The 13,730-nt window shown below is 53.7% G+C and carries 9 protein-coding genes and 1 pseudogene; 7 read left to right on the plus strand and 3 right to left on the minus strand.

The features are described 5' to 3' along the window. The first annotated feature begins 47 nt into the window (after positions 1 to 47). Both ampD and ampE read left to right on the plus strand, forming a co-directional pair. The gene (gene ampD / locus LQK91_RS12575) at positions 48 to 599 is read left to right on the plus strand and encodes a 1,6-anhydro-N-acetylmuramyl-L-alanine amidase AmpD (protein ID WP_008925586.1); all 552 of its coding nucleotides are present in this window, start codon (positions 48 to 50) and stop codon (positions 597 to 599) included. Between the two features lie 16 nt (positions 600 to 615). Then, positions 616 to 1,470: a beta-lactamase regulator AmpE gene (gene ampE / locus LQK91_RS12580; RefSeq protein ID WP_003854716.1), complete on the plus strand. Its 855-nt coding sequence runs from the start codon at positions 616 to 618 to the stop codon at positions 1,468 to 1,470. Here ampE and LQK91_RS12585 read toward each other — a convergent pair. The 3 genes from LQK91_RS12585 to aroP all read right to left on the minus strand — a co-directional run bounded on the left by LQK91_RS12585 (position 1,452) and on the right by aroP (position 5,355). Next, on the minus strand, positions 1,452 to 2,411 hold the full coding sequence (locus LQK91_RS12585) for a glycoside hydrolase family 43 protein (RefSeq protein WP_003854715.1): 960 nt from the start codon (positions 2,409 to 2,411) through the stop codon (positions 1,452 to 1,454). The two genes, ampE and LQK91_RS12585, sit on opposite strands and share 19 nt — an antisense overlap. Beyond that, complete coding sequence (locus LQK91_RS12590) at positions 2,408 to 3,820, minus strand: glycoside-pentoside-hexuronide (GPH):cation symporter (protein WP_003854714.1); 1,413 nt, start codon at positions 3,818 to 3,820, stop codon at positions 2,408 to 2,410. Before LQK91_RS12590 ends, LQK91_RS12585 begins: the two co-directional genes overlap by 4 nt. 179 nt (positions 3,821 to 3,999) lie before the next feature. After that, the gene (gene aroP / locus LQK91_RS12595; protein ID WP_003854713.1) at positions 4,000 to 5,355 is read right to left on the minus strand and encodes an aromatic amino acid transporter AroP; all 1,356 of its coding nucleotides are present in this window, start codon (positions 5,353 to 5,355) and stop codon (positions 4,000 to 4,002) included. A gap of 514 nt (positions 5,356 to 5,869) precedes the next feature. Between aroP and pdhR the strand changes: the two genes are divergently transcribed. The 5 genes and pseudogenes from pdhR to LQK91_RS12620 all read left to right on the plus strand — a co-directional run. Continuing rightward, on the plus strand, positions 5,870 to 6,634 hold the full coding sequence (gene pdhR / locus LQK91_RS12600) for a pyruvate dehydrogenase complex transcriptional repressor PdhR (RefSeq protein ID WP_008925589.1): 765 nt from the start codon (positions 5,870 to 5,872) through the stop codon (positions 6,632 to 6,634). Between the two features lie 101 nt (positions 6,635 to 6,735). Continuing rightward, positions 6,736 to 9,402, plus strand: coding sequence for a pyruvate dehydrogenase (acetyl-transferring), homodimeric type (gene aceE, locus LQK91_RS12605; protein ID WP_003854711.1), 2,667 nt, complete (start codon positions 6,736 to 6,738; stop codon positions 9,400 to 9,402). A gap of 14 nt (positions 9,403 to 9,416) precedes the next feature. Then, entirely contained in the window at positions 9,417 to 11,321 is a 1,905-nt protein-coding gene (aceF, locus tag LQK91_RS12610; protein WP_105099560.1) for a pyruvate dehydrogenase complex dihydrolipoyllysine-residue acetyltransferase, read from the plus strand. 160 nt (positions 11,322 to 11,481) lie between these two features. Further along, entirely contained in the window at positions 11,482 to 12,906 is a 1,425-nt protein-coding gene (gene lpdA, locus LQK91_RS12615) for a dihydrolipoyl dehydrogenase (protein WP_033763238.1), read from the plus strand. A 228-nt stretch (positions 12,907 to 13,134) separates the two neighbouring features. Continuing rightward, positions 13,135 to 13,581 (plus strand): annotated as a pseudogene (locus LQK91_RS12620) (IS481 family transposase); the annotation flags it as partial. Positions 13,582 to 13,730: the final 149 nt, after the last annotated feature.

A 13,730-nucleotide genomic window follows, 5' to 3' on the forward strand; every position in this document is an offset into this window, starting at 1 on the left:
TTTATTATTCATGCTATTCTCAGCCAGCTGAAACAAGGAAAATGGGTATGAAAATCGAACAGGGCTGGCTGACCGGAGCGCGTCACGTGCCGTCAACGCATTGCAATGAACGGCCAGACAATGAAGCGCCTTCACTGCTGGTGATTCACAATATCAGCCTGCCACCCGGTGAATTTGGCGGGCCGTGGATCGACAAGCTGTTCACCGGCACACTTCCGCCGGATGCTCATCCCTATTTTGCGGATATCGCCGCGCTGAAAGTCGCGGCACACTGCCTGATTCGTCGTGACGGGGAGATCGTGCAGTATGTCCCTTTTCATAAACGTGCCTGGCATGCAGGCATTTCGCAGTTTGAAGGACGTGAAAACTGCAACGACTTTTCTATAGGGATTGAGCTGGAAGGAACAGACAGTGAGCCCTATAGCGAAGCGCAATATCGGGCCCTGCAGCAGGTAACCCTGTTGCTGCTGCAGCATTACCCGTTAACGCCTTCACGTATCACGGGGCACAGTGACATCGCGCCGGTACGAAAGACCGATCCCGGACCTGCTTTTGACTGGGACTACTACAAACAGCTGTTAACGCAGCAAAAATCCTGATTTTTGCGGAGTCAGTATGACGTTGTTTACCTTGTTGTTGGTTTTAGGCTGGGAGCGCCTGTTTAAACTGGGCGAGCACTGGCAGCTCGAACACCGGCTGGAGCCGATTTTTCGGCATCGCCGACATTTCTCCATGATGCGTACTCTGCTAATGACTGTGCTGGCGATGGCGCTGACTGCGCTGGTCATCTGGGCGCTGAAAGGGCTGCTGTTTGGTATACTGCAATTACTGTTCTGGATCGTCGCCGGCTTGCTCTGCATCGGTGCCGGTTCGGTGCGTCAGCACTACCATAGCTATCTGAAAGCAGCCAGTCATGACGACGACGCGGCGCATCAGGCGATGGCGGCTGAGTTGACGCTGATTCATGGCGTGCCGGTAGAATGCAGCGAACGCGAGTTCCTGCGTGAACTGCAGAATGCACTGATCTGGATAAACTTCCGCTTCTACCTTGCGCCGATGTTCTGGCTGGTGGTGGGAGGGCCGTGGGGTCCGGTGCTGCTGGTGGGTTATGCGTTTCTGCGAGCCTGGCAAGGCTGGCTGGCAAAACATGGTACACCGATGGCGCGTTCGCAGTCTGGCGTGGATGCGATTCTGCATCTTCTCGACTGGATCCCGGTGCGGCTGGCGGGGGTGGCTTACGCGCTGCTCGGCCACGGCGAAAAAGCGCTGCCTGCGTGGTTTGCTTCGCTGACTGATCGTCACCGTTCTCAGTATCAGGTGCTGACGACGCTGGCGCAGTTCTCCCTGTCACGCGATCCGCACACCGATAAAGTAGAAACGCCACGGGTTGCCGTGGCGTTAGCGAAACGCACTTCACTGGTGCTGGTGGTTGCCGTTGCGTTGCTGACGATTTACGGCACGCTGGTGTAATCGGCAGGTGGCACGCCAAAATCGGGCGTGCCATCTTCCCGCCAGCTGAAATATTTCAGTCGGGTGTGGCGGTTCGGATCCCACAACGGATCGCCCTCAATTTCAGTGTAGTTACGCGCGTGATAAACCAGCACGTCGCGTCCCGCCTCATCCTGGGTAAAACTGTTGTGGCCTGGCCCATACTGATGGTTGTCCCAGCTGGATACAAAGACCGGGCGTGCCGATTTTTGCCAGGCGGTGACATCAAGCGGATCGGCATCAGCGGCAATCGACAGTATCCCCAGACAGTAATTTTCATCGGTAGCGCTGGCGGAGTAGGTCACGAACAGCCGATCGCTGTGACGAATCACCGCCGGACCTTCGTTCACGCTAAACCCTGCGCACTCCCACTCATATTCTGGCCGACTCAGCATCACCGGTGTACCTTTCAGCGTCCAGGGATTCAGCAGCTCAGCCAGGTAGAGATTAGAGTTGCCGGGAATCACGGGATCTTTTTGCGCCCAGAGATACCAGTTTTTGCCCTGATGTACGAAGTGCGTGGCATCCAGAGAGAAGCTGTCGAGCTGGCTGAAAACCCGGCGGCAGGGCTGCCATTCGCCCTGCAATGGATCTGCCGCCTCACACACCAGCGCATACATCCGGTGCTGAAACAGTCCCTCTTTGATCTCCCGCGTCGGCGCTGCTGCGAAATAGATAACCCACTGGCCGTCAATGTAGTGCAATTCGGGTGCCCAGATTAACTCGCTACAGGGGCCGCTATCAGGCTTGCGCCAGACCACGACCGGCTCGGCGCTGCGCAGGCCAGCCAGCGTTGTGGCGCGTCGGATCTCCAGCCGGTCATACTCCGGTACTGATGCCACAAAGTAGTAGTGCTGTTCATGGCGAAGGATAAAGGGGTCGGCGCGCTGCTCAATAAAAGGATTCGGCAGGATTGCAGTCATTTAACATCTCCGGTTGGCGTAGCAGCACCGTCGCGCAGGCGAACAGCGTGTAACTCGTGGAAGTTTTCGCGGCGCAGCGCGAGATCCTGCTGGATGGTAATCATCATTTTGCGGTCGACCTTCATCAGCCGCACCACGCCGGCGGTAATCAGATAGCCGACGCCTGGAATGATGGTGAAGAGCAGCATGATGCCGTTAATCGCTTCAGGGGACTGCTGTTTAGCACCCGCATTGTAGCCATAGATCGACAGCAGAAAGCCGACCATTGCACCGGCCACTGCCAGTCCCACCTTGAGGAAGAACAGGTTGCCGGAGAAGCTGATGCCGGTGATGCGCTTGCCGGTTTTCCACTCGCCGTAGTCATCCACATCCGCCATCAGCGACCAGTGCAGCGGAGAAGGGATCTGATGCAGGATATTCAGCACAAAGTAAGCCACTACGACCATCACCGTGGCGTGAGGATCGATCCAGTAAAAGCCGCAGGAGAAGAGCGCCAATGCGATATTAGTCCAGAAGAAGACTTTGAGTTTGCACCAGCGATCGGTGAGCAGTTTCGCCAGCGTGCTGCCGAACATCATGCCAATCACGCCCAGGCTGATAAACAGCGTGGCGAAGTGCGTGGACTGACCCATGACCCAGGTGACGTAATACATGGTGGCTGCCATGCGGATGAAGCCAGGACAGACGTTACAGAAGGTCAGCAGCAGAATGCGCACCCACTGGTCATTCTTCCAGACGTCACGCAGATCTTTTTTCAGGTCATCATTGCTCGGTACAGCAGGGCGGATACGTTCACGAACTGTGGCAAAGCAGAACAGAAACATCGCCAGACCAATCGTGGCCAGCACCGCCATCGCCATCTGGTAGCCGCGCGCTTTATCTTCCCCACCAAACCACTCCGCCATCGGCAGCAGCGACAGAGAAAGTATCAGCGTGGCGATACCGACCATGACAAAACGGTAGGACTGGCAGGAGACGCGTTCACCAGGGTCGTTGGTAATCACGCCACCCAGCGAGCAATAAGGAATATTAATCGCGGTATACGTCAGTGACATCAGGAAGTAGGTGACGAACGCCCAGATGACCTTGTTGTGATAGGTCCAGTCTGGTGTGGTGAACATCAGAACGCTGAAGACCACATAGGGAACGGAAACCCACAGCAGCCAGGGACGAAAACGGCCCCAGCGACTCTGGGTGCGATCGGCGATGGCGCCCATAATCGGATCGGTAACCGCATCCAGCACCCTGACCGAAAGCAGCAGGGTTCCCACCAGCGCCGGAGCAAGGCCGAAAACATCGGTATAGAAGTAGTTCAGGAACAGCATGATGGCACCGCCAATCATGTTGCATCCGGCATCACCCATGCCATATCCCAGTTTTTCCCGAAACGGGAGAGCTGTACCTTTCATGGTTTATTCCTGCGCATCCAGTGTGAACAGGAAGTATTGTCAGGAAATCAGTGAGATGAACGGGAGAAATTCGTCATGAAGATGGACAAAACAGGTGCGGGAAGAGAAGTGTGAGCTGGATCGGGCATCAGAGGTACGTGCTGCAACCTCCCTGAGAGGTCGCAGCACGTAGTAGAGCATCAGGCTTTCTGCGTCTGGTTTTTAATAAAGTAACCAATACCCAGAATGACCAGCCAGACCGGGATCAGCCAGACGGAGATCGCCATGCCCGGCGTGGTCGCCATCAGTACCAGAATCCCTGCCAGGAAGATCAGGCAAATCCAGTTACCTGCCGGATAGAGCAGCGCTTTAAAGCGGGTTGTGACGCCCTGCTGATCTTTCTTACGACGGAACTTGAGGTGCGCCAGGCTGATCATCGCCCAGTTGATGACCAGTGCAGAGACCACCAGCGACATCAGCAGGCCAAACGCTTCGCCCGGCATCAGGTAGTTGATCAGCACACACAGCGCAGTAGCCACAGCAGAGACCAGAATCGTTAACACCGGTACACCGCGACGATCGACTTTCAGCAGTGCTTTCGGCGCATTGCCCTGCTGTGCCAGACCAAACAGCATGCGGCTGTTACAGTAAACGCAGCTGTTATAGACCGACAGGGCAGCCGTCAGGATCACCACGTTAAGCGCATTCGCCACCATGGCATCGCCCAGTTCGTGGAAGATAAAGACGAACGGGCTGACTTCTGAGGTGACGCGGGTCCACGGCATCAGTGACAGCAGGACCGCCAGCGAACCAATGTAGAAAATCAGGATACGCCACAGCACCTGGTTGGTCGCTTTTGGAATGCTCACTTCCGGGTTATCCGCTTCAGCTGCGGTGATACCCACCAGCTCCAGACCCCCGAATGAGAACATGATAATCGCCATGACGGTGACCAGGCCGCCAATGCCATGCGGGAAGAAGCCGCCCTGTTCCCACAGGTTGCGTACTGTCGCCTGCGGACCGGCATGACCACTGAACAGCAGCCAGCCGCCGAACAGGATCATGCCAATGACCGCAACCACTTTAATGATGGCGAACCAGAACTCCATCTCACCAAACACTTTCACGTTGGTCAGGTTGATAGCATTGATCATCACGAAGAAGAGGGCAGCCGACGCCCAGGTCGGAAAGTCAGGCCACCAGAACTGGACATATTTGCCGACGGCTGTGAGTTCTGCCATGGCAACCAGCACATAGAGCACCCAGTAGTTCCAGCCCGAAGCAAAACCCGCAAAGTTGCCCCAGTATTTATAGGCAAAGTGGCTGAAGCTGCCAGCAACCGGCTCTTCCACGACCATCTCACCTAACTGGCGCATGATTAAAAAGGCAATAAAACCGGCAATCGCATAGCCCAGAATAACGGCCGGTCCGGCGGATTCAATGACCGATGCACTGCCCAGAAACAGGCCGGTTCCCACTGCACCACCCAGCGCGATGAGCTGAATATGGCGGTTCTTAAGACCACGTTTCAGCGCTTCGCCTTGCTGCTGTTCCATACAAACCTCGTGATGTTTTTATTCTTCGTTCGCAGCGCAATCCGCTGTAATGAAGGAGTTACAATAACGTATTGATTATTTTACGGTATCTGGCGTGCTGAATGCGGCCATTTGCTACCCTGGCGACAAGAATAGTGATAAGCGATTCGCTTTGCACCTGCTTTCGCCTTTCGTGCTGAGACTTGACTGAAAAAACGCCGTCCTGGTCACGTCTGCCTGTCGAAACTTCTGCCATGAAATTCGGGTAATGACGAATAGCTTTCACTTATGGCTGCCGCACTCATCAGGCGCTAAGCAGGTGTAAGGTTTGGTAAAAGTGCAATTGTTTAACATTTGCCGTAGCGGATTTTTTCATTTTTTTAACCGCGAGTTAGCGCCAGGACAGGCTTTAAGGCGAGGTGAATGTCGCAGACACCATATAGACACAAGGTGAATACTTTGTTACTTTACCGGCACCTCATTGCAATTGGTATTACCAATTTACTCCGGACGCCTGGCTTAATAAGAAGGGATGATGGCTTACAGTAAGATTCGCCAACCTAAGCTCTCCGATGCTATCGAGCAACAGCTCGAATCCCTGATTATGGAAGGCACGTTGCGTCCGGGAGAGAAGCTGTTGCCTGAGCGCGAACTCGCCAAACAATTCGATGTCTCACGTCCGTCTCTCCGCGAAGCGATCCAGCGCTTAGAAGCGAAAGGATTATTGCTGCGCCGACAGGGTGGCGGAACGTTCGTGCAGGAGAATCTCTGGCAAAGCTTAAGCGATCCACTCGTTGAGCTGCTTGCCGGCCATCCGGAATCCCAGTTTGATCTGCTGGAAACGCGCCATGCCTTAGAGGGCATTGCCGCCTATTACGCGGCACTGCGCGGCACAGAGGAAGACCTGCGGCGCATTCGCGACTGCCATCTGAATATCCAGCAGGCGCAGGACAGCGGCGATTTAGACGCCGAAGCGGACGCAGTGATGCAGTATCAGATCGCTGTCACAGAAGCAGCCCATAATGTCGTGCTTTTACATTTGCTACGCTCAATGGGCCCTATGCTGGAACAAAACGTTCGTCAGAATTTCGAATTGCTCTACTCGCGCCGGGAAATGCTGGCAAAAGTGAGCGGTCACCGCGCCAGAATCTTTGAGGCGATTGTGGCCCGTGAGCCAGAAAAAGCGCGCGAGGCTTCACACCGTCACCTGGCGTTCATAGAGGAAATCTTGCTGGACAGAAGTCGGGAGCAGAGCCGTCGAGAACGCTCCCTGCGTCGTTTACAGCAACGTAAGGAATGACGTGCGACAAAGATCGTACTGATATCAGACGAGCCTGCCTGCATCTGCTTTAACAGGCTCCCGATTATTCAACGTATTAGACACAGATAAGGAACACACCCATGTCAGAACGTTTACACAATGACGTGGATCCGATTGAAACTCGTGACTGGCTACAGGCGATCGAATCGGTCATCCGTGAAGAAGGTGTTGAACGTGCACAGTATCTGATTGATCAGGTACTGGGTGCAGCCCGCAAAGGCGGCGTAAACGTGGCTGCAGGATCTTCTGCAATCAGCAACTACATCAACTCTATTGCCGTTGAAGATGAACCCGATTATCCGGGCAACACCTCTCTTGAACGTCGTATCCGTTCCGCAATCCGCTGGAACGCCATCATGTCGGTGCTGCGCGCATCGAAGAAAGATCTGGAACTGGGTGGCCACATGTCCTCCTTCCAGTCTTCTGCGACGATTTATGAAGTGTGCTTTAACCACTTCTTCCGCGCGCGCAGTGAGAAGGATGGCGGCGATCTGGTCTATTTCCAGGGCCACATCTCTCCGGGTATCTATGCGCGTGCGTTCCTTGAAGGCCGCCTGACCGAAGAGCAGATGAACAACTTCCGTCAGGAAGTTGACGGTAAAGGCCTCTCTTCTTATCCGCATCCGAAATTGATGCCGGAATTCTGGCAGTTCCCGACCGTATCAATGGGCCTGGGTCCATTGTCAGCGATCTATCAGGCGAAGTTCCTGAAATATCTGGAACACCGTGGCCTGAAAGATACCTCTGCGCAGACCGTCTACGCCTTCCTGGGTGACGGCGAGATGGATGAACCAGAATCTAAAGGTGCGATCACCATCGCCACCCGTGAAAAACTGGATAACCTGGTCTTCATCATCAACTGCAACCTGCAGCGTCTGGATGGCCCGGTAACCGGTAATGGCAAAATCATCAACGAGCTGGAAGGCATCTTTGCCGGTGCTGGCTGGGAAGTGATCAAGGTCATCTGGGGCGGTCGCTGGGATGAGCTGCTGCGCAAAGATACCAGCGGCAAGCTGATTCAGCTGATGAACGAAACGGTCGACGGTGACTACCAGACCTTTAAATCCCGCGATGGTGCCTATGTGCGTGAGCACTTCTTTGGCAAATATCCGGAAACCGCCGCGCTGGTTAAAGATATGTCCGATGATGAAATCTGGGCATTGAACCGTGGCGGCCACGATCCGAAGAAAATCTACGCGGCGCTGAAAAAAGCGCAGGACACCAAAGGCAAGCCAGTATTGATCCTGGCGCATACCATCAAAGGTTATGGTATGGGCGACACCGCGGAAGGCAAAAACATTGCTCACCAGGTGAAGAAGATGAACATGGATGGCGTGCGCTATATCCGTGATCGCTTCAACGTGCCGGTTGCTGATGACAAAATCGAATCACTGCCGTACGTGACCTTCGAAAAAGGCTCAGAAGAACATGCTTATCTGCATGGTCAGCGCGAGAAGTTAGGCGGCTACCTGCCAACGCGTCAGCCGAAGTTCACTGAAAAGCTGGAAATGCCAGCACTCGAAGAGTTCAGTGCGCTGCTGGAAGAGCAGAACAAAGAGATCTCGACCACCATCGCCTTTGTGCGTGCCCTGAATGTGATGCTGAAGAACAAGTCGATCAAAGATCGTCTGGTTCCAATCCTCGCCGATGAAGCGCGTACCTTTGGTATGGAAGGTCTGTTCCGTCAGATCGGTATCTACAGCCCGAACGGTCAGCAGTACACCCCGCAGGACCGCGAGCAGGTTGCATACTATAAAGAAGACGAGAAAGGCCAGATTCTGCAGGAAGGGATCAACGAGCTGGGCGCAGGTTCTTCCTGGCTGGCTGCGGCGACCTCTTACAGCACCAACAACCTGCCGATGATCCCGTTCTACATCTATTACTCGATGTTCGGCTTCCAGCGTATCGGCGATCTGATGTGGCTGGCGGGCGACCAACAGGCGCGCGGCTTCCTGGTCGGCGGCACCTCGGGTCGTACTACCCTGAACGGCGAAGGTCTGCAGCATGAAGATGGTCACAGCCACATTCAGTCTCTGACTATCCCGAACTGTATCTCTTACGATCCTTCATACGCTTATGAAGTGGCTGTCATCATGCATGACGGTCTGGTGCGTATGTATGGCGAAGCGCAGGAGAACGTGTACTACTACATCACCACGCTGAACGAAAACTACCATATGCCAGCCATGCCGAAGGGCGCGGAAGAGGGTATCCGTAAGGGTATCTACAAGCTGGAAACGGTAGAGGGCAGCAAAGGTAAAGTACAGCTGCTGGGCTCAGGTTCTATCCTGCGTCACGTTCGTGAAGCCGCCCAGATTCTGGCGAAAGATTACGGTATCGGCTCTGATGTCTACAGCGTCACCTCGTTCACCGAACTGGCTCGTGATGGCCAGGATTGTGAGCGCTGGAACATGCTGCATCCGACTGAAGAAGCGCGCGTACCTTACATCGCTCAGGTGATGAATGACGCACCTGCTGTTGCTTCAACCGACTACATGAAACTGTTCGCTGAGCAGGTTCGTAGCTATGTCCCAGCCAGCGATTATCGCGTACTGGGTACCGATGGCTTTGGTCGCTCTGACAGCCGTGAGAATCTGCGTCATCACTTTGAAGTTGATGCATCTTATGTGGTGGTTGCCGCGCTGGGTGAGCTGGCTAAACGCGGCGAGATCGAGAAGAAAGTGGTGGCTGACGCTATCACCAAATTCAATATCGATGCCGATAAAGTTAACCCGCGTCTGGCTTAAGAGGTAATAGAGTAATGGCTATCGAAATTAAGGTACCGGATATCGGGTCTGACGAAGTTGAAGTCACCGAGATTCTGGTGAAAGTTGGCGACAAGGTGGAAGCCGAGCAGTCGCTGATCACCGTGGAAGGCGACAAAGCCTCAATGGAAGTGCCGTCGCCACAGGCTGGCGTAGTCAAAGAGATTAAAATCTCTACCGGTGACAAAGTTGAGACCGGTTCGCTGATTATGGTGTTTGATGCTGAAGGCGCTGCGAAAGCAGCTCCTGCCGCCGCCGAAGAGAAGAAAGCGGACGCGGCGCCTGCGCCAGCCGCTGCTGCGGCCACTGCCAGCAAAGAAGTGGCTGTGCCGGATATCGGTGGTGATGAAGTTGAAGTCACTGAGATTCTGGTTAAGGTTGGCGACAAAGTCGAAGCCGAGCAGTCACTGATTGTTGTCGAAGGTGACAAAGCGTCAATGGAAGTTCCGGCTCCGTTCGCGGGTGTGGTCAAAGCGATCACCATTGCGACCGGCGACAAAGTCAGCACCGGTTCAGCCATCATGGTCTTTGAAGCAGAAGGTGCAGCACCGGCCTCTGATGCGAAGCCAGAAGTGAAAGAAGAAGCGGCATCGGCACCTGCAGCGGCTGCGGGCGCAAAAGACGTTAACGTTCCGGATATCGGGGGAGACGAAGTTGAAGTCACCGAGATCCTCGTTAAGGTTGGCGATAAGGTGGAAGCTGAGCAGTCACTGATCGTGGTTGAAGGCGACAAAGCCTCTATGGAAGTGCCGGCACCGTTTGCGGGTATCGTCAAAGAGCTGAAAGTCGCGACGGGCGATAAAGTCAGCACCGGCTCACTGATCATGGTGTTCGAAGTCGAAGGTGCTGCTCCGGCTGCCCCTGCGGCTGCGAAACAGGAAGCCGCACCGGCGCCTGCTGCCAAATCTGAAGCGAAAGCCGCAGCAGCACCTGCCGCCGCTAAAGCAGAAAGCAAAGGTGAGTTCGCAGAGAACGACGCTTACGTTCACGCTACCCCGGTGATTCGTCGCCTGGCGCGCGAGTTCGGTGTTAACCTGGCGAAAGTCAAAGGCACCGGCCGTAAAGGTCGCATTCTGAAAGAAGACGTGCAGACTTACGTGAAAGAGGCCGTGAAACGCGCTGAAGCAGCACCTGCTGCGGCCAGCGGCGGCGGTCTGCCTGGCATGCTGCCATGGCCGAAAGTTGATTTCAGTAAGTTTGGCGAAATCGAAGAAGTCGAACTGGGCCGTATCCAGAAAATTTCTGGCGCGAACCTGAGCCGTAACTGGGTGATGATCCCGCACGTTACGCATTTCGACAAAACTGATATCACCGACCTGGAAGCTTTCCGTAAGCAGCAGAATGCTGAAGCAGAGAAGCGTAAGCTGGATGTGAAATACACCCCAGTGGTGTTCATCATGAAAGCGGTCGCTGCGGCGCTTGAGCAGATGCCACGCTTCAACAGTTCGCTGTCTGAAGATGCGCAGAAACTGACGCTGAAGAAATATATCAATATCGGTGTGGCGGTTGATACGCCAAATGGCCTGGTTGTTCCGGTCTTTAAAGACGTGAATAAGAAAGGCATTACCGAGCTGTCCCGTGAACTGATGGCGATTTCGAAGAAAGCGCGTGACGGTAAGCTGACAGCGGGCGACATGCAGGGCGGATGCTTCACCATCTCCAGCCTGGGCGGCCTGGGCACTACCCACTTCGCGCCGATCGTTAACGCGCCGGAAGTGGCTATCCTGGGTGTCTCTAAATCGGCGATGGAACCGGTGTGGAACGGTAAAGAGTTTACTCCGCGTCTGATGATGCCGATTTCTCTCTCCTTCGACCACCGCGTGATCGACGGTGCTGATGGTGCGCGATTCATCACCATTATCGGCAATATGCTGTCTGATATTCGTCGTTTAGTTATGTAAATGTTAAGAAGGCCGGCGAATGCCGGCCTTCCTTTAACGATTCGTCGCGCCGCTGTTGGCAGTTTGTTAACAATTCTGTAAACTCTTGCGGTGAAAGTCCCGGTGGAACAAGGGCATTATAAGAACGTCTGACCCGCCGGATATCAATTAAGAGGTCATGATGAGTACAGAGATGAAAACCCAGGTCGTGGTACTTGGGGCAGGTCCTGCAGGTTACTCTGCAGCCTTCCGTTGTGCGGATTTAGGTCTGGAAACCGTACTGGTAGAGCGTTACAGCACCCTCGGTGGTGTTTGTCTGAACGTCGGTTGTATCCCATCTAAAGCGCTGCTGCACGTTGCTAAAGTGATTGAAGAGGCGAAAGCCCTTGAAGAGCATGGCATTGTGTTTGGCCAGCCATCTACTGATATCAACAAGATTCGCAGCTGGAAAGAGAAGGTTATCAACCAGTTGACTGGCGGCCTGTCAGGTATGGCAAAAGGTCGTAAAGTCACCGTGGTTAATGGCCTGGGCAAATTCACCGGTGCTAACACCCTGGTGGTTGAAGGAGAAGGCGGCGCGACCACCATCAACTTCGATAATGCCATCATCGCTGCGGGTTCACGCCCAATCGAACTGCCATTCATTCCACATGAAGATCCACGCGTCTGGGACTCTACCGATGCGCTGGAACTGAAAGAAGTGCCGAAGCGTCTGCTGGTTATGGGCGGCGGCATCATCGGTCTGGAAATGGCGACGGTTTATCATGCGCTGGGTTCAGAGATCGATGTGGTTGAGATGTTCGACCAGGTTATCCCGGCTGCGGATAAAGACGTGGTGAAAGTCTTTACCAGGAAAATCAGCAAGAAATTTAACCTGATGCTGGAAACCAAAGTGACCGCCGTTGAAGCGAAAGACGATGGCATTTACGTTTCCATGGAAGGTAAAAAAGCACCAGGTGAAGCGCAGCGTTATGACGCGGTGCTGGTAGCTATCGGTCGTGTGCCGAACGGTAAAGGTCTGGATGCTGGTAAAGCGGGCGTGGAAGTGGACGATCGCGGTTTCATCCGCGTCGACAAGCAGATGCGTACCAACGTGCCACACATCTATGCTATCGGCGACATCGTCGGTCAGCCAATGCTGGCGCATAAAGGTGTGCATGAAGGCCACGTTGCCGCCGAAGTGATCTCCGGTCTGAAGCACTACTTCGATCCGAAAGTGATCCCTTCAATTGCCTATACTGAGCCAGAAGTTGCCTGGGTCGGTCTGACCGAGAAAGAAGCGAAAGAGAAAGGCATCAGCTACGAGACCTCCACCTTCCCGTGGGCTGCTTCAGGCCGTGCTATCGCTTCTGATTGTGCAGACGGTATGACCAAACTGATTTTCGACAAAGAGACGCACCGTATTATTGGTGGCGCGATTGTCGGCACTAACGGCGGTGAGCTGTTAGGCGAAATCGGTCTGGCGATTGAGATGGGTTGTGATGCGGAAGATATCGCGCTGACCATCCATGCTCACCCGACCCTGCATGAGTCAGTGGGTCTGGCTGCAGAGATCTTCGAAGGTAGCATCACCGATCTGCCTAACGCGAAAGCGAAGAAGAAATAAGTTTCTGCCGCAACTATTGAGAAAGCTCCCGTAATGGGGGCTTTTTTTTGGCCTGGATTCTGGTGGTGGGATTAGGTGTGATGTTGGGTAAAATCAGAGCGTTAAATTTGGTGGAATTTTTGAGTGCGAATAAGTATTTAGTAATCAGGCAAATAAATTTAGAGTGCTCCACGCGTTAGCAGGGGATAAACCGCCTGTAAATCATGGTTATCCCACGTGACACGTTTTATTGCAGCGGCAGATCTGCTGAATGAACGTGTACTGTCAATTTATGCGTCTCAGGGCCTGCCAATTCTAAGAATACTGACCGAAGGAGGCATAGAGTACTGTGGCAAAGTGGAGCAGCATGATTATCAACTTTGTCTGGCAATAAATGATATAGACCATACGAAGACCAAAGCGATGTCACCATAGACGAACGGCAACTGCGATGCGGTTCCACATCACGATATTGCAGGAATTATATCAGGTGACGTTCCACAAAAAGCTGTATGGTGAACCCGACACATTAAAATCTGATCTTAATGACTGGCTGGCTCACTTAATAATTAGCGAACTCATCAGGGGAAAATGTGCCCTGGCCGGACGCTTATGGAAATATTACTTGATGGAAAACGCCTCTGGGCTGAGAAGAATTCAATCCAAATATACTCTGATAGATACCTGTATAAATAACGGGTAACTTTCAGATGAGGCCTGAGCTGATAAAACTTAGTATAGCCCCATGAGGGGCTTACTGATTTGGCCGTTCAGGTAAGACCTTACCTATCAGATAGACAACCCCTATAGATAAGCCAATCGCTATAAGCCTCTCATGCCACGTT

Source organism: Pantoea sp. MHSD4 (assembly GCF_021043305.1).
In the GTDB taxonomy this organism is placed as follows: Bacteria; Pseudomonadota; Gammaproteobacteria; order Enterobacterales; family Enterobacteriaceae; genus Pantoea; species Pantoea eucalypti.